The sequence below is a fragment of the Methylosinus sp. C49 genome (genome assembly GCF_009936375.1).
Lineage (GTDB): Bacteria > Pseudomonadota > Alphaproteobacteria > Rhizobiales > Beijerinckiaceae > Methylosinus.
The window spans coordinates 2,966,750-2,987,633 of sequence record NZ_AP022332.1; the positions used below are offsets into that span (position 1 = coordinate 2,966,750).

Genomic DNA, 20,884 nt, shown 5'->3' on the forward strand with positions numbered 1-20,884 from the left:
CGAATTTCCACCTTCTCCCCGCGAGCGGGGAGAAGGATGCGGCGCAGATTGCGCGAAGCGATCTGTCGGACGCGCTCGTCACTCGGCGGGCTGCTCGCCCTTCTCGATCATATGCGGGGCGCAGAGCCATTCCTGGCCCTTGAGCATCGCGCTCCAATAGATCGGCGGCAGCAGCCGCTCCTTCAGGAACCATGCGGCGCGCGACGGACGCGTGCCGTCGATCAGCCATTTGGGGAAGCTCGGCAGCAGCTTGCCGCCATAGCCGAACTCGGCGAGCACGATCTTGCCGCGCTCCACTGTGAGCGGACAGGAGCCATAGCCGTCATAGCCGACATGCGGCGCCTTGCCGTCGAGAACCGAGAGCACATTGATCGCGACGACGGGCGCCTGCTTGCGCGCGGCGGCCGCCGTCTTGGCGTTGGTCGTCGCGACGGCGTCGCCGAGCGCGAAGACATTGCCGTAGCGCGTATGGCGCAGCGACTCGGGATCCACGGCGATGAAGCCGCTCTCCGCGGCCAGCGGACTTTTGGCGACGAACTCCGGCGCGCGCTGCGGCGGCACGGCGTGCATCATGGCGAAATCGCGCTCGACGCGAATGATCGCGCCATTGGCGTCCTTCTCCTCGAAGGTCGCGATCTTGGCCGGCCCATCGACGGCGACGAGCTTCGACTCGAAGCGCAGATCGATGCCGTAGCGCTTCACATATTCCATCAGCGCCGGCACATAGGCCGGCACGCCGAACAGCACAGGGCCAGCGTTATGAAACTCGACCTCGATGTCGGAGAGCGCGCCGGCGCGGCGCCATGCGTCGCAGGAGAGATACATCGCCTTTTGCGGCGCGCCCGCGCATTTGATCGGCATGGGCGGCTGCGTGAACAATGCGCGTCCGCCGCGCAGAGTCTGCGCGAGGTAATGCGTGTAGGGCGCGAGATCGGCGCGATAATTAGAGGTGACGCCATTGCGGCCGAGCGTCTCGACGAGGCCGGGAATAGCCTCCCAATCAAGCTTTATGCCGGGCGAGGCGATGAGCGCGCGATAGCGCAGCCGCGAGCCGTCGTCGAGAACGACCTCATCGGAATCGGGCGCGAATTCGGCGACGGACTTCTTGATCCAGACGGCCTTGTCGGGGATGACCGAGGCCATCGGACGCTTCGTCACTTCCGGCTGGAACACGCCGGCGCCGACGAGGGTGAAGCCGGGCTGATAATAGTGAAGCTCGGCCGGCTCGACGATGGCGATGGAGAGCGAGGGCCGACGCTTCAAAAGGCTCGCCGCCGCGGCGACGCCGCCGCTGCCGCCGCCGACGATCACCACATCATAAGAGCCCGGACCGCGGTCGCCGGTCGGCGCGCCGCCACGCGCGATGATGCGCGCCTTCCACGGCTCGAGATCGACGCCGGCAGCTTTCGCCGCGGCGAGAACAATTTCAGCGCCGAGCGGCATGGCCTGAGACAGCGCCCATAATGCGCTCGCGCGCCTGCCGCTCTTGCAATAGCCGAGCGTGGGACCGCTCGCAGTCGCGAGCGCGCTGGCGAAATCGGCGACGGACACATCGTCTATGTTCGAGGGCGTCACCGGAACATGCTTGGCCGCGAGCCCATGCTTCGCCGCCCATTCGGCGACGTCGCGGAAATTGGGCTGGCCCGGCTCCTCATCGTCGGGACGACAATCGATGACGAGACGAAATCCGTCGCGCGCGGCGCGCTCGACATCGGCTTCGGAGATCTGCGGCGAAACGGAGAAAACGGACGACAGTTTCGTGAAGCTCATGACGGTGCGTTCCTCTTTTTTTGTTCGCTTTTTTAGGTGTGTGTCGGGGAGAAGCCGCGACCGGCGGAACGCGTCGGTTCAGACGCGCTCGCAGGTCGAGATTCCAAAGAGACGATAGGCGGGGCAGAAGGAGACGAGGCTGGTCGCCAAGGCGATGATCGCCACGACGCCGAGCGCGATGGCGAGGCCGCCGGAGAGCGCGCCGAGCCAATAGGCCAATGCAATGGCGGCGACGATGGCGAGACGGAAAATGCGGTCTATTGTTCCGACATTCCTGGTCATGACTCGTGCCTTTCGTTCGAGCGTTTCGGCTTTCACATTTTCTGCGCGGTGAGGCGCTGCAGAACCATTCCGAGCGCCATGGCCGCGACGAAGGGCGCGGCCTCGAGCGGCGCGAGGGCGAGATCGGCGAGCGCTGGACCGGGACAAAGGCCGGCGACGCCCCATCCGAGACCGAAGATCGCCGCGCCCAAAACGAGGCGCGCGTCGATCGGCGAGGTCGGCGGCAGATCGAAGCTCTCGGCGGCGAGCGGACGCTCCAGCCGGCGCATGACGCGCCAAGCGATCGCCATTGGCACGAGCGCGCCGATCATCACGAAGGCGAGAGTCGGATCGAAGGCGCCGAAGACATCGAGAAAGCCGCGCACGCGCGCCGGATTCGCCATGCCCGAGACCGCGAGGCCGACGCCGAAGATCACGCCGCTGAGAAGGCCGAGAAGAGTGGATCTGTTCACCATGCGAGCCCCGCAGCATTCATCGCCGCCACCGTCGCCGCCGCGACGCTCATGAACACTCCCGTCGCGACCAGCGAGCGTTTCGAGAGTCGCGACAGGCCGCAGACGCCATGGCCGCTGGTGCAGCCGGAGCCGAGCCGAGTTCCATAGCCGACGAGCAGCCCGCCGATCAGCAGCATCGCCAGCGGCGGAAAGCGCATCTCGATCGGCCCGGAGAGAAGAACGAGCGCTCCCGCGCCGAGCGGCAGGCCGAGAACGAAGCCCGCCGCCAGACCATCCGGCCCGCAGGCCTTGGTGAGGCCGATCGTGCGGGCGAAGAGGCCGCTGACGCCGGCGATGCGCCCGGCGCCGAGCAGCATGATCGACGCGCTCGCGCCGATCATCAGCCCGCCGGCGAGGCCCTGCGCCATGGAAGTGGCGAGCGTCATCAGAAGACATCCAGCGGGAGCTTCAGATAGCGGGCGCCATTGTCCTCCGGCGGCGGCAGGCGACCGCCGCGCACATTCACTTGCACGGACGGCAGGATCAGATGCGGCAGGTCCAAGGTCGCGTCGCGATGCGTGCGCATGTCGACGAACGCGTCCTCGCCGACTCCGTCATGCACATGCACATTGCCCTTGCGCTCGGCGCCGACCGTCGTCTCCCAGGCATAGGCATCGCGGTTCGGCGCTTTGTAGTCGTGGCAGAGGAACAGCCGCGTCTCGTCCGGCAGCGCCATCAGCCTGCGGATGGAGCGATAGAGCGCGCGGGCGTCGCCGCCGGGGAAGTCGGCGCGCGCCGTGCCATAGTCGGGCATGAACAGCGTATCGCCCACGAAGGCCGCGTCGCCGATCACATAGGCGACATCGGCGGGCGTATGGCCGGGCACATGCAGCGTGATCGCCGGAATCTCGCCGATCGCGAAAGTCTCGCCATCGTCGAACAGATGATCGAACTGCGAGCCGTCACGGGCGAACTCCGTCCCGAAGTTGAAGACCTTGCCGAAGACGGTTTGAACCGTGGTGATCTCGCGGCCTATCGCGAGCTTGCCGCCGAGCTTGGTCTGCAAATAGGGCGCGGCCGAGAGATGGTCGGCATGGGCGTGGGTTTCCAGCAGCCAGTCGATCGTCAGACTTTCACGATTCACGTAAGCGACGATCTCGTCCGCGCCTTTGGTCGAGGTGCGGCCGGACGCCGCATCGAAATTCAGCACGCTGTCGACGATCGCCGCATGGCGCGTCGTCGGATCGTAGACGATGTGAGACGCTGTAAAAGTCGGCTCGTCGAAGAAGGTCTCGACCTGAATAGACGGCCGTTTCGCGGCGGCGAGGATCTGTTCCCTAGCCCGCTCTAGCGCTGCATCCGTCATGGCAACCTCCCATTTAATTTCATGGTTACATTATTTATGTAATCGTATAGTCTGCTTGTGTCAAGCTCGGAATGGGGGCATTTGAAAGCCATGGAAAAAGAACCGACTTCGGCTCCGACGACGGCCGTGCGCGCGCTGCGCGTCGGCGATCTCGCGCCGGTTTTTCAGGCGCGCTCCACCGGCGGCGACATTCGTCTCGATCAGTTCCGCGGCCGCTGGCTGATCTTCTTCTCGCATCCGGCGGATTTCACGCCGGTCTGCACCAGCGAATTCGTGGCGCTGGCGCGCGCCGCGCCGCGCTTCGAGGAAGTGGGCTGCGCGCTGCTGGGCCTCTCGGTCGACAGCCTCTATTCGCATCTGGCCTGGGTACGGGCGATTCGCGACCTTTTCGGCGTCACCGTCCCCTTCCCCATCGTCGAGGATCCGACCATGACCATTGGTCGCGCCTATGGAATGCTGGACGAGACCGCCCGAGATTCCTCGGCGATGCGCGCGACCTATTACATCGACCCGGAGGGAATCGTGCGGGCGCTCACTTGGTATCCGCTGACGGTCGGCCGTTCGGTGGAGGAGATGCTGCGCCTCGTCACGGCGCTGAAAAAGGCGGCCTCTGGCGAGGTGATGACGCCAGAGGGCTGGATGCCCGGCGGCGATCTTCTGCTGCCGCCTACCAACGCCGCGCAAGACGCGCTCGCGCCCGGCGCGACCGACAGCTGGTTCTATCGGACATGCAAAGATTCAGGCAAATGACCGCACTCTACCAATCGCGCGAGCGCGCCAATGAGGCCGCCGAAAGGCTGAAGATTTTCGCGCAGCCGCAGCGGCTGATGATTCTGTCCTATCTCCTCGCCGGCGAGCACACGGTCGGCGAGATCGAGGCCGCGACGGCGATACAGCAGCCGGCCTTGAGCCAGCAACTCGCCGAGCTGCGCCGCGCCGAGCTGGTGGAGACGCGCCGCGCCGCCAAGCAGGTCTTCTACCGCCTGGCCGACGCCAAGGTGACGCTCTGCGTCAAATGCGTCGAGGCGATCTTCGAAGGCGCCGCCGATCCGCAAGGCGCCCTCGCCGAAGCGCTGCGCGCGCCGCAGGCCACGCGCGAGGCGCCGGGCAAGGCCGGAGCGGCGGCGTTCGCGAAGATCGTGTAACCGATGCCGTGGCCGCCTCCACCTCGACGCGCGGCCGCCGATGGTGTTAAATCCTATTGAGCATTATCAGGGGAAGCCAATGCGGAGCACCCAGCAATTCAGCGTGACGCTGCCGACTGAAATGGCGCAAATGGTCAAGGCGAAGGTGTCGTCCGGTGAATACGCCAGCGAAAGCGAGGTCATTCGCGACGGCCTCCGCGCCCTGCTGGCGCGCGACCGCGCGGTCGAGAACTGGCTGTCGCAGGAGGTCGCGCCGGCCTATGACAGGATGAAGACCGACCCATCGCGCGGACGATCTCCCGCCGATGTTCGCGCGGCGCTGGCGGCCGAGCATGAGCGGGCGACGAAGACGACCCGCTGATGGGGTCCTATAACGTCATTTTCTCGCCCGAAGCCGAGGCGCAGCTCCTCGCCACCTATCGCTGGATCGCTGAGCGGGCGACTCCGTCGGCGGCCGAGCGTTTCACCGGCGCGATCGTCGATTATTGCGAAAATCTCCGCAGCTTCCCCGAGCGCGGGACACGTCGTGACGATTTACGGCCGGGCCTGCGGACGATCGGCTTTCGTCGGCGCGTGACGATCGCTTTTGCCGTCGAAGCCGAAGTCGTGACGATCGTCGGCGTTTTTTACGGCGGACAGAATTTCGAAGCTTCGCTGTCGATCGCAGACGAATGAAAGGCGAATCCAGCCGCAGCGCATTCTCGCATCCGGCCCGCCTTCCATGATATTCACGAGACCATGACGAAAGCCGCCGAAACAAGAGGCGCGGCCAAGCCGCTGTTCTCCTATCGCAAGCATTGGGCGCATCGCTTCGGCGTCGCCCCTTTTCTGCCCATGTCGCGCGCCGAGATGGACACGCTCGGCTGGGACAGCTGCGACATCATCCTCGTCACCGGCGACGCCTATATCGACCATCCGAGCTTCGGCATGGCCATCATCGGCCGCCTGCTGGAGGCGCAGGGCTTTCGCGTCGGCATCATCGCCCAGCCGGATTGGCGCGACGCTTCCGCCTTTCGCGCGCTCGGCAAGCCCAATCTCTTCTTCGGCGTCACCAGCGGCAATATGGATTCGATGGTGAACCGCTACACCTCCGACCGGCGGCTGCGGCACAACGACTCCTACACGCCCGGCGGCGAAGGCGGCAAAAGGCCGGACCGTTCCGTCATCGTCTACGCCCAGCGCTGCCGCGAGGCTTTTCCCGATGCGCCCATATTGCTCGGCGGCATAGAGTCGTCGCTGCGGCGCATCGCCCATTACGACTATTGGTCGGACAAGGTCCGCCGCTCCATCCTCTTCGACGCCAAGGCGGATCTGCTGCTCTATGGCAATGCCGAGCGCGCGCTGGTCGAGGTGGCGCATCGCATCGCCAAGCGCGGCATGGCGCAGGATTTCTCCGATATCCGCGGCCTCGCCTTCACGCGCGAGGCGACGCCGGAGGGCTGGCTCGAGGCCTCGGCCGAGGACATCGACGAGCCCGACGAAGGCCGCATGCGCAAGGATGCGCAGAGCGAAGGTGTCGTTATCCGCCTGCCCGCTTTCGAGCAGGTCGCCAATGATCCCGAATCCTACGCGCGCGCCTCGCGCGTGCTGCATAGGGAGAGCAATCCGGGCAATGCGCGGCCGCTGACACAGCGTCATGGAACGCGCGACATTTGGCTCACCGCGCCGCCCATTCCGCTGACCATGGCGGAGATGGACGGCGTTTATGATCTGCCCTTCGCGCGCGCGCCGCATCCCTCCTACACGCAGGCGATTCCCGCCTGGGAGATGATCCGTCATTCGGTGACGATCATGCGCGGCTGCTTCGGCGGCTGCTCCTTCTGCTCGATCACCGAGCATGAGGGCCGCATCATTCAATCGCGCTCGGAAGGCTCGATCCTGAAAGAGATCGAGACGATCCGCGACAAGACCGAAGGTTTCACCGGCATCATCTCCGACATTGGCGGGCCGACGGCGAATATGTATCGCCTCGCCTGCAAGGATCGCGAGACCGAGGCGCTGTGCCGGCGGCCCTCCTGCGTCTATCCCGATATTTGCAAGAATCTGGAGACCAGCCATGACGCGCTGATCCAGCTGTATCGCAAGGCGCGCGCAATTCCCGGCGTCAAGAAAGTGATGGTGGCCTCGGGCGTGCGCTATGATCTCGCGGTGAAGAGTCCGGCCTATGTGCGCGAGCTGGTCGAGCATCATGTCGGCGGCTATCTCAAAATCGCGCCCGAACATACGGAGAGCGGCCCGCTCTCCAAGATGATGAAGCCCGGCATTGGCTCCTACGACCGCTTCAAGCGTCTGTTCGACGCCGCGGCGCAGGCGGCCAAGAAGCAATATTTCCTCATCCCCTATTTCATCGCCGCGCATCCGGGCACGAGCGACGAAGACATGATGAATCTGGCGCTATGGCTGAAGAAGAACGGCTATCGCGCCGATCAGGTGCAGACCTATCTGCCCTCGCCCATGGCGCTGTCGACGGCCATGTATCATTCGGGCTTCAATCCGCTGAAGCCGGTGCGGCGCGGCGCGTCGGAAAAGGTCGACGCCGTGAAGGGCCTGCGCCAGCGCCGCCTGCACAAGGCCTTTCTGCGCTATCACGATCCCGAGAATTGGCCGGTGCTGCGCGAGGCGCTGAAAGCCATGGGCCGCGCCGATCTCATCGGCCCCGGCAAGCATCATCTCGTGCCGGGCTGGCAACCGGCGGGGACCGGCAAGGCCGGCGAAGGCCGGCGCACAGGTCAGAAAAGCGCGCGGCCGCAGTCGCGGGAATTCCGAACGAACGGACTGCGCTCGCGGGGCTCATAAGATTTGGAGAGCCGACAGCGCCCCCCGCCCCAGCCTTCCCCCGCTTCGCAGGAGAGCGAGCAGGCTCTGCGCGCCGTCTAAGGCTCGCGTACCGTTTTCCGCCCGCGCCGCCGAGCCTCAGAACGGAATGTCGTCATCCAGCTGATCCGACAGACGTCCGCCGCCGGCCGGCGCCGGCGAGCGCTCGGCGGGCGCGCGCTCCATCGGCGAGGAGCGGCCGAAGCTGGAGCCGCCGCCGCTCGACTGATAGGAACCGCCGCCGCCTTCGTAATCGCCATCACTGCGGCCGCCGCCCTTGCTGTCGAGCAGCTGAAGCTCGCCGCGGAAGCGTTGCAGCACGACATCCGTGACTTTGCGCTGCACGCCATCCTTATCCTGATATTCGCGCGACTGCAGCTGGCCCTCGAGATAGACTTTGGAGCCTTTGCGGCAGTACTGCTCGGCGACCTTCCCCAAATTCTCGTTGAAGATCGATACATTGTGCCATTCGGTGCGGTCCTTGCGCTCGCCCGTGTTGCGATCACGCCAGGATTCCGTCGTCGCCACGGAAAAGGAGACGACCCGGTCCCCCGAAGGCAGCGTGCGCACTTCTGGATCGCGGCCGAGATTGCCGACCAGAATGACCTTATTGACCGCCATGACGCTTCTCCGCCTCGATGATGCTCGCGGCACCTTAGTCCGAAACGCGCGGACGCGAAGGCGTTCCGCCGCCTTGTCCACAATTCACGCGCTGTTCTTTTTTTGTTCTAGCACTTCCCTCTGCGACGCGCAACGAGGCGCCGTCGCGCAAAAATATCAGCGCGGGCGGCGCCGTCTCGCGCCGCCAGATCGCTTTAGCGGGATCAATCTGCGAGAATCGTCGTCTCGGGCCGATAGCCCTTGAGCTTCAGCCATGCGCGCGCCTCCTTGTGCGGCACCATATGATTGCTCGCGATGGCATAGACGCCGACCTTCTCGCCCTTGCTCTCGTCCCTATATCGCCAGCCGCGCTCCCCCAGCTTGGAATCGACGAGATGCTCCCAATAAGCGAGCAGCTTCAGATTCTCATAGTCGATTTCATATTGCGTCTTCATCTCGTCGAGAAACTGCTGCGCGGAGTCGAATTTCTTCGCGGTCGTAGGGCTGCTTCCGTCGGCATAGCCGAAGACTGAAATCGGAAAATGCAGACCGACTCCCTTCTTTTTGAGCTGATGAAAAATCTGATGAAGATGACGGTAATCAGGAATGTAATGGCCGCTTTTGTTCGACAACCACTTTATGAGGCCATTGTCGACTTCTATTTCTCCGGCGCAAGCCACGGCGCCGCCGCCCAGCAATGAGGAATGGTGGTAATGGCCGACGATATGGGAGTGGATGTGAATATTCCCCTCCTGGCTCATCACGAAGACGCCCTTGCCGAGGCCGGAAAAATGCGTGACCATTGATTTCGTGCTGAAGGGCTTGCGGAATAGCGGGTCGAGAAACAGCCGCCCGCCATTGACATAAACGCGCGTCAACCCCTGCTGCGCCGCCGTCGTGTCATAGATGACCTTGAGCGCGCCCATATTCGCCATTTCGACATTGCCGTCCGCATCGGCCGAGGCGCCTTCTTTCGAGAGCCAAGAGCGCAGCTCGCCGATACTCTTTTGCAGATTTGTCCTCTGCATCTCGAACTTCTGCCGTTTCGAGCTTTTTTCGAAAGCGCCGATGCGATCCTTCATCGAGGTTCCGACATTAGCGGGGGTCGACAGCTCGATCTCCACTATCTTCAGCTCCAATATCGCCGCTCGCAGCCTATTTTGAATGCGCGACCAAATGAGCGGTTCTGTCCGCAACCCGCTCGTGCCGACCTCATTGCTGTAATGCGAGCTGACGCCCCTCAGTTCGGTATATTGCATCGTCGTCGATCCTTCCGCCTCAGAACGTCTCGTCGAGATCGTCCAGCACTTCCGATGATCGAAAGCCTAGTCGGCGAAGGGCCGCGAAGATGTGGGAAAAGCCACCGAGCGAATGCGGCCAGAACGGCCGGCTTTCGGCGAGGCGATTTGCCGAAATCAGCGCGCGCTATGGGGATGCGACCTCGGCCGAAGCGATTCGGAACGGTCATTTCGCCGTTTCGGCGGAGCGGCGCGGATCAATCGGGCCCGCGGAGACTTTCTCTGCCGCGCCGCCCCCGCGGGGCGATTTTTTGATTTTGTCGATTTTTGTGGTGAGCGCGATGGGACTCGAACCCATGACCCTCTGATTAAAAGTCAGATGCTCTACCGACTGAGCTACGCGCTCGCTGGATTGCCGCTTCGAAACCGCGGGGCGCGCCCGCGCGGCTCGTCGTGACCCCGGCGGCTCGACCCCTACCTGTTGGCGAGGGGCCGGTCAACCCCGGCTCGAGCGGATCGCTCCTCAGGCCATCCATTTCACATAGAGCACGAAGAGCCAGAACAAGATCGTCGAGACGATCGTCGTCGCGACGGCCTTGATCCACAGCTTGGGGGCCACGGGCGCGCCAGGATCCCCTCCCGTCGGCGTGTCGTCCTCCTCTTCCGAGGAGCGGACGCCGAAAGGCAGGATCGCGAACAGCACGATCCACCAGATCGTCAGGTAGATCGCTACGGCGAGCGGCGTCGTGAATGGCAAGATCCGCGCTCCTCGACCCTTCGCTCGGGCTCCCGCCCTCGCTCTTTCAGGCCTGCTCAAGCTCCACCAGGGCCCCGTTGAAATCCTTCGGATGCAGGAAGAGCACCGGCTTGCCATGGGCGCCGATCTTCGGCTCGCCATCGCCCAGCACGCGCGCGCCGGAGGCTTTCAGCTGGTCGCGCGCCGTCAGAATATCATCCACCTCATAGCAGAGATGGTGAATGCCGCCGGCCGGATTTTTGGCGACGAAGCCGGCGATCGGCGAGGCTTCGCCGAGCGGCTGCAGCAGCTCGATCTTGGTGTTGGGCAACTCGACGAAGACGACCGTGACGCCGTGCTCGGGAAGAGACTCCGGCTCGGAGACCTTTGCGCCGAGCGTATTTTTATATGTCGCCGTCGCCGCCGCGAGGTCCGAGACGGCGATGGCCACATGATTCAAGCGTCCGATCATGACGTTTCCCTGAAATTTCTCCAGAGACCTAAATGCGTCATCACGCCTCGATGATCAATACATGCACTTGCGGTTTCTTGCCCCACACCGCATTGACGCTGGCTCGCACTGCGCGCTCCACCGCCGTCGCGGCGGCGTCGAAATCCCGACGCTTCTGCCGCGGCAGATTGTCGAAGGTGCGGAAGATGGCGTCGTCCACGACCTCGCCCATATCCGCGCCGTCGCGCCCCTTCTTCGGCAGGCCGGAGATCAGCACATCGGGATCGCCGACGAGATCGCCGCGCTTGTCGATGGCGAGCGCCAGCGACACCACGCCGGAGAAGCTCAGACGCGCGCGCTCGCGCACCGCGCCGTCATCTTCCGAGACGAGCACGTCGCCGTCCTTGAGCAGTCGGCCTGTCGGAGCCTTGCCGACAATAGCCGGAGCGCCCGGAAACAGGCGCACAATGTCGCCATTGCGGGCGCCGATCGTCGTCTCGACTCCCTTGCCCCTGGCGAAGGCGGCGTGGACGGAGAGATGATGCCCCTCGCCATGCGCCGGCACCGATATGCGCGGCCGCACCCAATCATAGAGCTGCGCGACCTCGCCGCGGCGCGGATGGCCGGAGCAATGGACAAGATGGTCGTGATCGGTGATGACCTCGACGCCCTGGTCGCAGAGCTTGTTGACGACGCGATGCACCTCCCGCGTGTTGCCGGGAATGGCGCGCGAGGAGAAGATGACCGTATCGCCGGAGACGAGCTTGATGACCGGATGCTCTTTCTCGGCGACGCGAGCCATTGCGGCGCGCGGCTCGCCCTGGCTGCCGGTCGCCAGCACCACGATCTTGTCGCGCGGCAGGGCCGTGAACATGTCGAGCGAGAGAAACGGCGGCAGCCCATCGAGAAAGCCGCACTCCCGCGAAACCTGAATGACGCGCTCCATGGCGCGGCCGGCGACGACGACGCTGCGCCCGGCCGCCTGCGCCGCTTCCGCCACGGCGCGGATGCGCGCGACATTGGAGGCGAAGGTCGTCACCAGCACGCGCTCCTTGGCGTCGCCGATGAGCTTGCGCAGCGTCTGCGCCACATCGCTCTCGGAGAAGCTGTCGCCCTCGCGCAGAATATTGGTGGAGTCGCAGATGAGCGCGTCGACGCCCTCGTCGCCGAGCGCCGTCAGCCGCGCGGCGTCGATGCGATGCCCGACGCCGGGCTCGGGGTCGATCTTCCAGTCGCCTGTGTGGATCGCAAGGCCGACCGGCGTGCGAATCGCGAGCGCATTGGCCTCGGGAATCGAATGCGCGACGGCGACGAATTCGACGTCGAAGGGGCCGATATCGAGACGCTGGCCCGTCGCCACGGTGACGACCTTTATATTGGGCGAGCCTGCCTCCTGCAGACGACGCGCCTCCAGCAGGCTCGCGGCGAAACGCGTCGCATAGACGGTGCAGCCGAGCTTTGGCCAGAGGAAGGAGAGCGCCCCTATGTGGTCCTCATGGGCGTGGGTGATCACCAGTCCGACGAGATCGCGGCGGATTTTCTCGACGAAAGTGACGTCCGGCATCAGCAGATCGACGCCCGGCAGCTCCGGGCCGGGAAAGGCGAGGCCGCAATCCACCATCAGCCATTTGCGCGTCTTGGGCGGGCCGAAGCCATAGAGAGCGGCGTTCATGCCGATCTCGCCGAGACCGCCCAAAGGCGCAAAGACGAATTCGCTCACTTCCTCATTCATCGGCCACGCTCCGGCTCGGGCCGGGCCGCCGCGAGGGCCGGCAAGAAGATGTCTCCCGCTTCTATGGCGCGACGGCCGCTGCGGGTCGAAATAATCAGGCGTCCGTCGGCGTCGATGGTCTCGAATCGTCCTGCGATCGTCTCCCGCGGAAGACGCGCCTCGATCTCCCCGCCCAATCCCGCAGCATGGCCGAGCCAGCGCTCGCGAAGCGCCGCGAAGCCGGCGCCGCTCGCCCAGAGAGCGAGCGCGTCCGCCATCTTGTCGGAGAGCAAAGCAAAGAGCGCGCCGGCCGAAGGGCCGCCCAAACGCGACAAATCGCTCGCCGGATACGGCAGATCGTTCGGCGCGGCGACGCAATTGACCCCTATGCCGATGACGCAGCCGAAGGGCGCCCCCTGCCCCGCCGGCTGAACGCCTTCGAGAAGAATGCCCGCCAGCTTCTCGCCATCGAGCAGCACGTCGTTCGGCCATTTGAGCGCGAGCCGATCGACTGCGCCGGTCGCCTCGATCAATGCGCCGATCGTCGCGAGGCCGGCCGCGAAGCCGAGCTGCGGCGCGAGCGCCGCCGGCCCAAAGCCGGAGACGAGCAGGCTCGCATGGAGATTTCCGCTCATCGAGCTCCAGCTACGCCCGAGGCGGCCGCGGCCCTTGCTCTGGCGCGCGGCGACGATCCACAAGGGACCGAAATCACCCGACTCGGCCCGACGCTTGGCTTCGTCATTGGTCGAGTCGATCTCGTCGTAAATCTCGAGACGAACCCCGCGCGAGAGCGCGTGGTCGCCGAGCCTCACGCCCTCCATCGGGCTCAGAACAGCGACTTGGCGGCGGCCGTCGCGGCCTCGACCACGGGAGCCGGATAGAGCCAGAAGCCGAGCAGGAACACGGTCGAGACCGCGAGCACCGCGCGCAGCGACAGAGGCGATTGATCGAAGGCCGGCGCCGGCTCGTCGAAATAGATCACCTTGACGACGCGAAGATAATAGAAGGCGGAAATCGCGCTCGCCAGCACGCCGACAATGGCGAGCGGATAGAGCCCGGCGTCCACCGCCGCCAGCAGCACGTAATATTTCGCGAAGAAGCCAGCGAGCGGCGGCACGCCTGCGAGCGAGAACATCAGCATGGCGAGGAAGAAGGCCGCCGTCCCATTATTGCGGGAGAGCCCCGAGAGATCGCTGATCTTCTCGACCGGACGCCCCTCGACGCGCATCTGCAGAATGGCGGCGAAGGCGCCGAGCGTCATCACCAGATAAATGGCGAGATAGATGGCGACGCCGCGCACGCCCGCCTCATTGCCAGCCGCGAGGCCGACCAGGGCGAAGCCCATATGGCCGATCGAGGAATAGGCCATCAGGCGCTTGATGCTGGTCTGGCCGATCGCCGCAAAGGAGCCGAGCAGCATAGAAGCGATGGCGAGGAAGATCACGATCTGCTGCCACTGCCCGACAATGCCCGGAAAGGCGGTGAAGACGATGCGCACGGTGATCGCCACGGCGGCCATCTTCGGCGCCGAGGCGAAAAAGGCGGTGACAGGCGTCGGCGCGCCCTCATAGACGTCCGGCGTCCACATATGGAAGGGCGCGGCCGACATTTTGAAGGCGAGGCCGGCCAGCACGAAGACGAGGCCGAAGATCACGCCGAGCGACGGCGCGCCGGTGATCGCTTTGGCGATGCCGTCGAAAGAGATGGTCCCCGAGAAGCCGTAGAGCAGCGAGGCGCCATAGAGAAGCATGCCGGAGGAGAGAGCGCCCAGCACGAAATATTTGAGGCCGGCCTCTGAGGCGCGGGCGTCGTCGCGGTCGAAGGCGGCGGCGACATAGAGCGCCAGCGACATCAGCTCTATGCCGAGATAGAGCGCGATGAGATTATCCGCCGAGACGAGCAGCAGCATGCCGATCGTCGACAGCACGACGAGCACCGGAAACTCGAAATTGCCGAGCTTGGCGCGCTGAAGATAATCGCGCGACATCAGTATGGTGACGAGCGAGCCGACCAGCGTCAGCACTTTGACGAAACGCGCGAAAGCGTCGTCGACGAAGGCCCCCTCGAACAGCGAGGCTTCCGACGTCTGGCCGAAGAACAGCGCCAGAATGGCGAGGCCGAGCAGCCCCGCCGCGACCTCGTTGACAAGGCCGAAGGCGCGCGCGCCGCGCCAGGCGCCGATGAGGATCAGCGCCAATACGCCGAGGGCGAGGATGGTTTCTGGCAGGAAGTGATGCGCGAGGGCGGTTGAGAACGACATCGTCAGCGACCGATCATTGAGCGGCCTGGGCGACGACATGCGCCGCATTGGCCAGGGCCGTGTGAGATTGCAGGAGATTGGCGACGGCGGCCGCCGAGGCGTCGATGATCGGCTGCGGCCGCACGCCGTAATAGAGGGTCAGCGCGATGAGCGGCACAAACAGGACGAGCTCTCGCGCCGAGAGATCGCTGATCGTCTGCAGCGACGGCTTCTCCAGCGCGCCGAAAACCACGCGACGGTAGAGATACAGCGCGTAAGCCGCCGACAGCACGACGCCCGAGGTCGCGAACAGCGCCACCCAGCTATTGGCGACGAAGGCCCCGGTGAGCGTCAGAAACTCGCCGACAAAGCCGGAGGTGCCCGGCAAGCCGACATTCGCCATGGTGAAGATCATGAAGGTGACGGCGTAGAGCGGCATGCGATTGACGAGGCCGCCATAGGCCGCGATCTCGCGCGTATGCATGCGATCGTAGATGACGCCGACGCAGAGGAAGAGCGCGCCGGAGACGAAGCCATGCGAGATCATCAGGAACATGGCGCCCTGCACGCCCTGCGTCGTCAGCGTGAACAGGCCCATTGTGACGAAGCCCATATGTGCGATCGACGAATAGGCGATGAGCTTCTTTATGTCCTCCTGCACCAGCGCGACCAGCGATGTGTAGATGACGGCGATCACCGACAGCGCATAGACGAGCGGCGCGAAATAGGCCGAGGCGTCCGGGAACATGGGCAGAGAGAAGCGGATGAAGCCATAGCCGCCCATCTTCAGCAGGATCGCCGCCAGGATCACCGAGCCCGCGGTCGGCGCCTCGACGTGGGCGTCCGGCAGCCAGGTGTGGACCGGCCACATGGGCATCTTCACCGCGAAGGAGGCGAAGAAGGCGAGCCACAGCCAAATCTGCATCGACGGCGGGAATTTCGTCTCGAGCAGAGTGACGATGTCCGTCGTGCCGGTCTTGCCGTAGATCGCCAGAATGGCGATGAGCATCAGCAACGAGCCGGCGAGCGTGTAGAGGAAGAATTTGAAGCTGGCGTAGACGCGCCGCTTGCCGCCCCAAATGCCGATGATGAGGAACATCGGAATGAGGCCGCCCTCGAAGAAGAGATAGAAGAGCACGAGATCGAGCGCGCAGAACACGCCGATCATCAGCGTCTCGAGGACGAGGAAGGCGACGAGATATTCCTTGAGGCGGAACTTCACCGATTCCCAGGAGGCGAGAATGGCGAAGGGCGTCAGGAAGGTCGTCAGCAGCACGAAGGGAATGGAGAAGCCGTCCACGCCCATTTTATAGGTGAGGCCCGACCCGAACCATGCCCTCTCCTCGACGAGTTGGAAAGCGGCGCTCGCCGTGTCGAAACGGCCCCAGACGACGAGCGACAGCAGGAAGACGACGATCGTCGTCAGCAGCGCCGCCCATTTGGCGTTGCGAAGCGTCGCCTCGCTCTCGCCCTTCAGCGTGAGGATGAAGGCCGCGCCGACCAGCGGCAGAAAAGTGAGGCCGGTGAGAATGCCGAAGCCGAACATCAGCGCAGACCTCCTGCGACGAACCAGGTGACGACCGCCGCGACGCCGATCAGCATGGCGAAGGCGTAGTGATAGACATAGCCAGTCTGCAGCTTCACCGCGAGGCGGGCGCCGTCGACGACGCGCGCGGCAATTCCGTCCGGGCCGAGCCCGTCGATGATGCGTCCGTCGCCGCCCTTCCACAGCAGCCGACCGAGCGCGAAGGCGGGACGCACGAAGATCGCGTCATAGAGCTCGTCGAAATACCATTTGTTGAGCAGGAAACGGTAGAGCCGCGGGAATGCGTGCGCGATCTTCTGCGCCGTGCCGGGCGCCAGCTGATAGACGAAAAGCGCGCCGAGGAAGCCGAGGATCATCATCACCGTCGCGGCATAGGACACCCAATGCGGGATCTCATGCATGGCGTGGAGAATGTGATTGTCGTGGCCCGTGTAGAGCGCGCCCTTCCAGAACTCGTCATAGCCATGGCCGGCGAAATCGCCGATGAACAGGGCGCCCGCCGCCACCGCGCCCACCGCCAAAACGGCGAGCGGGATCAGCATGACGATCGGCGACTCGTGCGGAACATGATGGCCATGGCCGTGATCGCCATGCGCATGATCGTCGTGACCATGAGCATCCGCATGCGCGTGATCGTCGTGGCCATGCGCGGCGTGAGCGTCCGCATGAGACGCCTTCGCCTTGCCGAAGAAGGTCAGGAAGACGAGTCGCCAGGAATAGAAGGAGGTGAGGCCCGCCGCCACCACCGTCGAGACGAAGGCGAGATAGGCGACGCTGCGATGCTCGCCGGCGGCGAAGGCCGCCTCGATGATGGCGTCCTTGGAGAAGAAGCCGGCGAAGCCGAGCTCGGTTCCCGGAATGCCGACGCCGGTCAGCGCCAGAGTGCCGATCGTCATCATGGCGAAGGTGAAGGGAATCTTGTTCCACAGCCCGCCCATGTTCCGCATGTCCTGCTCGTGATGCATCGCATGGATGACCGAGCCGGCGCCGAGGAACAGCAGCGCCTTGAAGAAGGCGTGGGTGAAGAGATGGAACACGCCGAGCGAATAGGCGCCGACGCCTTCCGCCACGAACATATAGCCGAGCTGCGAGCAGGTCGAATAGGCGATGACGCGCTTGATGTCGTTCTGCACGAGGCCGATCGTCGCCGCGAAAAAGGCGGTGATGGCGCCGATCAGCGTGACGAAAGCGAGGGTGTCCGGCGCATATTCGAAGATCGGCGACAGGCGCGCGACCATGAAGACGCCGGCCGTCACCATTGTGGCGGCATGGATGAGGGCGGAGACCGGAGTCGGGCCTTCCATCGCGTCCGGCAGCCATGTGTGCAGCAGGAATTGCGCGGATTTGCCCATCGCGCCGATGAAGAGCAGGAAGGTCGCCAGCGTCAGCGCGTCGAAATCGGCGCCGAACACATGAATCTTATGGCCGGCTATGCCGGGAACGGCGGCGAAGACCTGCTCGAAGCTCAGGGATTGGGTGAGCTGGAAGACCAAGAAAATGCCGAGCGCGAAGCCGAAATCGCCGACGCGGTTGACGACGAAGGCCTTGATGGCCGCGGCGTTGGCCGAAGGCTTCTGATACCAGAAGCCGATCAGGAGATAGGAGGCGAGACCGACGCCCTCCCAGCCGAAGAACATCTGCACGAGATTATCGGCCGTCACCAGCGAGAGCATGGCGAAGGTGAAGAGCGACAGATAGGCGAAGAAGCGCGGACGATCCGGATCCTCGTGCATGTAGCCGATCGAGTAGAAATGCACGAGCGCCGAGACGCTGGTCACGACGACGAGCATCACCGCGGTCAGCGAGTCGACGCGCAAGGCCCAATCGACGCTGAGCTTGCCCGAGGTGAACCAATTGGCGAGCACCGGCGCGCTCGCATGGCCATGGCCGAGCGCCACGTCGAAGAACTCGATCCACGAAAAGCCGCAGGCGATGAACAGCAGCGTCGTCGTCACGAGCTCGGACGCGCGCGCGCCGATGCGCCGTCCGAACAGGCCCGCGATGAGAAAGCCGATGAGCGGCAGAAAGACGATTGCTTGGATCATCGGCGCTCAGCCCTTCAGAGAGTTGATGTCCTCGACCGCGATCGTGCCGCGGTTGCGGAAATAGGTGACGAGAATGGCGAGGCCGATGGCCGCCTCCGCCGCCGCCACCGTGAGGATGAACAGAGCGAAGACCTGGCCGGTCAGATCGCCGAGCGAGGCCGAGAAGGCCACGAGGTTGATGTTCACCGCCAGCAGGATCAGTTCCACCGACATCAAGATGATGATGATGTTCTTGCGGTTGAGGATGATGCCGGCGACGCCGAGCGTGAACACGATCGCCGAGACGACGAGATAATGGGTGAGGTCGACGACCATTGCTGCGATCCCCTCAGACGCCCGCCCGCGAGGGCACTTTCTTGATCTCGATGACATTGTCGCGCGTGCGCGCGTTCTGCTCCTCGATCTTCTGCCGCTTGACGCCGGGACGATGATGCAGCGTCAGCACGATCGCGCCGATCATGGCGGTGAGCAGCACCAGCGCCGAAGCCTGGAAGAAGAGGAAATATTTGGTGTAGAGCACCTGACCGAGCGCCGCCGTGTTGGAGACGCCGGCGACGATCGGCGCCGCGGCGGCCTCTTTCGCGCCGGGCGCGCTCTGCCAGCCGAGCGCGAGCAGCCCGAGCTCGCCGAGCACCACGGCCCCGACGGCCGCGCCGACCGGCAGATGCTTGCTGAAGCCCTGGCGCAGCTCGGCGAAATCGACGTCCAGCATCATCACCACGAAGAGGAACAGCACAGCGACCGCGCCGACATAGACGACGACGAGGATCATGGCGAGGAATTCGGCCCCGGCGAGCAGGAAGAGCCCCGCGCCATTGACGAAGGCGAGGATGAGATAGAGCACTGAATGAACCGGATTGCGCGAGACGATCACCGCGAAAGCCGATGCGATCAGCACCGCCGAGAAAAGATAGAAGAATGCCACAGCCACTTTGTCGTCCTCTCTCGAGCGTCTCGTTGCGTCCGGCTCTCGTTGCTTCTCAGCGATAAGGCGCGTCGAGCGCGATGTTGCGCGCGATCTCGCGCTCCCAGCGCGCGCCATTCTCGAGCAGGCGCTCCTTATTATAGTAGAGCTCCTCGCGCGTCTCGACGGCGAACTCCTGGTTCGGCCCCTCGACGATGGCGTCCACCGGGCAGGCCTCCTGGCAGAAGCCGCAATAGATGCATTTCACCATGTCGATGTCGTAGCGCGTCGTGCGGCGGGTGCCGTCGTTGCGGCGCGGACCGGCCTCGATGGTGATGGCCTGCGCCGGGCAGATCGCCTCGCAGAGCTTGCAGGCGATGCAGCGCTCCTCGCCATTGGGATAGCGGCGCAGCGCGTGCTCGCCGCGAAAGCGCGGGGAGATCGGGTTCTTCTCATGCGGATAGTTGAGCGTCGCCTTCGGCTTGAAGAAATAGCGCATCGACAGGAAGAAGGCGGCGATGAACTCGCTGAGGAAGAGCGACTTGGCCGCAGAATCGAGCTTCATGACCTCACTCCCTTAGTTCGCGCCCGCCGAGCCGGCGAATTGCAGAATGCCGGCGACGACGATGACCATGACGAGCGAGATGGGCAGGAACACCTTCCAGCCGAGCCGCATGAGCTGGTCGTAGCGATAGCGCGGCACGAAGGCCTTCACCATGGCGAAGAAGAAGAAGAAGAATGTGACCTTGAGGACGAACCAGATCACGCCGGGGATCAGGGTGAAGGGCGCGATATTCACCGGCGGCAGCCAGCCGCCGAAGAAGAGGATCGTCAGCAAGGCGCACATGGTCAGGATCGCCACATATTCGCCGAGCATGAACAGCATGTAGGGCGTCGCCGAATATTCGATCATGAAGCCGGCGACCAGCTCCGACTCGGCTTCCACCAGATCGAAGGGCGGGCGGTTCGTCTCGGCCAGCGCCGAGATGAAGAAGATGATGAACATCGGCAGCAGGCGCAGCCAATACCAGCCGAGAACGCCATATTGCGAATCCTGCGCGCGCACGATCTCGGTGAGATTGAGCGAGCCGGCGCAGAGCAGAACGGTGATGATGACGAAGCCGATCGAGACTTCGTAGGACACCATTTGCGCGGCCGAGCGCAGCGCCGACAGGAAGGGATATTTGGAGTTCGACGCCCAGCCGCCCATGATGATGCCATAGACGCCGAGCGAGGAGATGGCGAAAATATAGAGAATGCCGACATTGAGATCGGCGACCGCCCAGCCGTCATTGACGGGGATGACCGCCCAGGCGGCGACGGCGAGCATGGCCGTGACGAAAGGCGCGAGCAGGAACACGCCCTTATTGGCCGTGTCCGGGATCACCGGCTCCTTGAGCACGAATTTGAGCATGTCGGCGAAGCTCTGGAGCAAGCCCCAAGGGCCGACGACATTGGGTCCGCGGCGCAGCTGCACGGCGGCCCAGACCTTGCGGTCGATGTAGATCGCATAGGCGAGATAGACCAGTAGAACGACCGTCAGAACGACGCTCTTCACGATGATCAGGAGAAGGTTCAGCAGCCAGCCGTCGATCACGTCCTT

Annotated in this window: 23 protein-coding genes and 1 tRNA gene; 5 read left to right on the top strand and 19 right to left on the bottom strand. The window is 64.3% G+C overall.

What is annotated here, in order from left to right; translation table 11 throughout:
• Window positions 1–78 precede the first annotated feature (78 nt).
• From GYH34_RS14100 to GYH34_RS14120, 5 genes are all read right to left on the bottom strand, one after another.
• Window positions 79–1,770, bottom strand: coding sequence for a bifunctional protein tyrosine phosphatase family protein/NAD(P)/FAD-dependent oxidoreductase (locus GYH34_RS14100; RefSeq protein ID WP_161914125.1), 1,692 nt, complete (start codon window positions 1,768–1,770; stop codon window positions 79–81).
• A 78-nt stretch (window positions 1,771–1,848) separates the two neighbouring features.
• On the bottom strand, window positions 1,849–2,052 hold the full coding sequence (locus GYH34_RS14105) for a DUF2892 domain-containing protein (protein ID WP_161914126.1): 204 nt from the start codon (window positions 2,050–2,052) through the stop codon (window positions 1,849–1,851).
• Between the two features lie 32 nt (window positions 2,053–2,084).
• Window positions 2,085–2,507 carry a DUF6691 family protein gene (locus GYH34_RS14110; protein WP_161914127.1) on the bottom strand — a complete coding sequence of 141 codons (423 nt, stop codon included), beginning with the start codon at window positions 2,505–2,507 and terminating at the stop codon, window positions 2,085–2,087.
• A complete protein-coding gene (locus GYH34_RS14115) occupies window positions 2,501–2,932 on the bottom strand; it encodes a YeeE/YedE thiosulfate transporter family protein (protein WP_161914128.1) in 432 nt (143 codons plus the stop codon). The genes GYH34_RS14110 and GYH34_RS14115 overlap by 7 nt, the downstream gene beginning before the upstream one ends.
• Complete coding sequence (locus GYH34_RS14120) at window positions 2,932–3,852, bottom strand: MBL fold metallo-hydrolase (RefSeq protein WP_161914129.1); 921 nt, start codon at window positions 3,850–3,852, stop codon at window positions 2,932–2,934. The genes GYH34_RS14115 and GYH34_RS14120 overlap by 1 nt, the downstream gene beginning before the upstream one ends.
• A gap of 90 nt (window positions 3,853–3,942) precedes the next feature.
• Between GYH34_RS14120 and GYH34_RS14125 the strand changes: the two genes are divergently transcribed.
• The 5 genes from GYH34_RS14125 to GYH34_RS14145 all read left to right on the top strand — a co-directional run bounded on the left by GYH34_RS14125 (window position 3,943) and on the right by GYH34_RS14145 (window position 7,793).
• Window positions 3,943–4,602, top strand: coding sequence for a peroxiredoxin (locus GYH34_RS14125; protein WP_161914130.1), 660 nt, complete (start codon window positions 3,943–3,945; stop codon window positions 4,600–4,602).
• Entirely contained in the window at window positions 4,599–4,997 is a 399-nt protein-coding gene (locus GYH34_RS14130; RefSeq protein WP_161914131.1) for a metalloregulator ArsR/SmtB family transcription factor, read from the top strand. The genes GYH34_RS14125 and GYH34_RS14130 overlap by 4 nt, the downstream gene beginning before the upstream one ends.
• A 79-nt stretch (window positions 4,998–5,076) precedes the next feature.
• Window positions 5,077–5,358: a type II toxin-antitoxin system ParD family antitoxin gene (locus tag GYH34_RS14135; RefSeq protein ID WP_161914132.1), complete on the top strand. Its 282-nt coding sequence runs from the start codon at window positions 5,077–5,079 to the stop codon at window positions 5,356–5,358.
• Window positions 5,358–5,672 carry a type II toxin-antitoxin system RelE/ParE family toxin gene (locus GYH34_RS14140; RefSeq protein WP_161914133.1) on the top strand — a complete coding sequence of 105 codons (315 nt, stop codon included), beginning with the start codon at window positions 5,358–5,360 and terminating at the stop codon, window positions 5,670–5,672. The genes GYH34_RS14135 and GYH34_RS14140 overlap by 1 nt, the downstream gene beginning before the upstream one ends.
• 63 nt (window positions 5,673–5,735) lie before the next feature.
• On the top strand, window positions 5,736–7,793 hold the full coding sequence (locus GYH34_RS14145) for a YgiQ family radical SAM protein (RefSeq protein WP_161914134.1): 2,058 nt from the start codon (window positions 5,736–5,738) through the stop codon (window positions 7,791–7,793).
• Window positions 7,794–7,910: 117 nt separating this feature from the next.
• On the opposite strand, the gene ssb is transcribed toward GYH34_RS14145, so the two are convergent.
• The 14 genes from ssb to nuoH form a co-directional block, all read right to left on the bottom strand.
• Window positions 7,911–8,432, bottom strand: coding sequence for a single-stranded DNA-binding protein (ssb, locus tag GYH34_RS14150; RefSeq protein WP_161914135.1), 522 nt, complete (start codon window positions 8,430–8,432; stop codon window positions 7,911–7,913).
• A 203-nt stretch (window positions 8,433–8,635) separates the two neighbouring features.
• The gene (locus GYH34_RS14155) at window positions 8,636–9,670 is read right to left on the bottom strand and encodes a hypothetical protein (protein ID WP_161914136.1); all 1,035 of its coding nucleotides are present in this window, start codon (window positions 9,668–9,670) and stop codon (window positions 8,636–8,638) included.
• A 309-nt stretch (window positions 9,671–9,979) separates the two neighbouring features.
• A tRNA-Lys gene (locus tag GYH34_RS14160) sits at window positions 9,980–10,055 on the bottom strand.
• Between the two features lie 117 nt (window positions 10,056–10,172).
• Complete coding sequence (locus GYH34_RS14165) at window positions 10,173–10,406, bottom strand: DUF1467 family protein (RefSeq protein WP_161914137.1); 234 nt, start codon at window positions 10,404–10,406, stop codon at window positions 10,173–10,175.
• A 46-nt stretch (window positions 10,407–10,452) separates the two neighbouring features.
• Window positions 10,453–10,857, bottom strand: a complete 405-nt coding sequence (mce, locus tag GYH34_RS14170; RefSeq protein WP_161914138.1) for a methylmalonyl-CoA epimerase — start codon at window positions 10,855–10,857, stop codon at window positions 10,453–10,455.
• 40 nt (window positions 10,858–10,897) lie between these two features.
• Window positions 10,898–12,568 (bottom strand): ribonuclease J, encoded by a 1,671-nt coding sequence (locus GYH34_RS14175; protein WP_161914139.1) that lies wholly within the window; start codon window positions 12,566–12,568, stop codon window positions 10,898–10,900.
• Window positions 12,565–13,368 (bottom strand): biotin--[acetyl-CoA-carboxylase] ligase, encoded by an 804-nt coding sequence (locus GYH34_RS14180; RefSeq protein ID WP_161914140.1) that lies wholly within the window; start codon window positions 13,366–13,368, stop codon window positions 12,565–12,567. Before GYH34_RS14180 ends, GYH34_RS14175 begins: the two co-directional genes overlap by 4 nt.
• Before the next feature lie 5 nt (window positions 13,369–13,373).
• On the bottom strand, window positions 13,374–14,807 hold the full coding sequence (nuoN, locus tag GYH34_RS14185) for an NADH-quinone oxidoreductase subunit NuoN (RefSeq protein ID WP_161914141.1): 1,434 nt from the start codon (window positions 14,805–14,807) through the stop codon (window positions 13,374–13,376).
• Window positions 14,808–14,820: 13 nt separating this feature from the next.
• Window positions 14,821–16,332 (bottom strand): NADH-quinone oxidoreductase subunit M, encoded by a 1,512-nt coding sequence (locus GYH34_RS14190; protein WP_161914142.1) that lies wholly within the window; start codon window positions 16,330–16,332, stop codon window positions 14,821–14,823.
• Window positions 16,332–18,377 (bottom strand): NADH-quinone oxidoreductase subunit L, encoded by a 2,046-nt coding sequence (nuoL, locus tag GYH34_RS14195; protein WP_161914143.1) that lies wholly within the window; start codon window positions 18,375–18,377, stop codon window positions 16,332–16,334. Before nuoL ends, GYH34_RS14190 begins: the two co-directional genes overlap by 1 nt.
• Before the next feature lie 6 nt (window positions 18,378–18,383).
• Window positions 18,384–18,692, bottom strand: a complete 309-nt coding sequence (gene nuoK / locus GYH34_RS14200; RefSeq protein ID WP_018265958.1) for an NADH-quinone oxidoreductase subunit NuoK — start codon at window positions 18,690–18,692, stop codon at window positions 18,384–18,386.
• A gap of 13 nt (window positions 18,693–18,705) precedes the next feature.
• Complete coding sequence (locus GYH34_RS14205) at window positions 18,706–19,308, bottom strand: NADH-quinone oxidoreductase subunit J (protein WP_026191389.1); 603 nt, start codon at window positions 19,306–19,308, stop codon at window positions 18,706–18,708.
• Between the two features lie 49 nt (window positions 19,309–19,357).
• Window positions 19,358–19,846, bottom strand: coding sequence for an NADH-quinone oxidoreductase subunit NuoI (nuoI, locus tag GYH34_RS14210; RefSeq protein WP_142863920.1), 489 nt, complete (start codon window positions 19,844–19,846; stop codon window positions 19,358–19,360).
• A 12-nt stretch (window positions 19,847–19,858) separates the two neighbouring features.
• Window positions 19,859–20,878 carry an NADH-quinone oxidoreductase subunit NuoH gene (gene nuoH / locus GYH34_RS14215; protein WP_161914144.1) on the bottom strand — a complete coding sequence of 340 codons (1,020 nt, stop codon included), beginning with the start codon at window positions 20,876–20,878 and terminating at the stop codon, window positions 19,859–19,861.
• Window positions 20,879–20,884 lie beyond the last annotated feature (6 nt).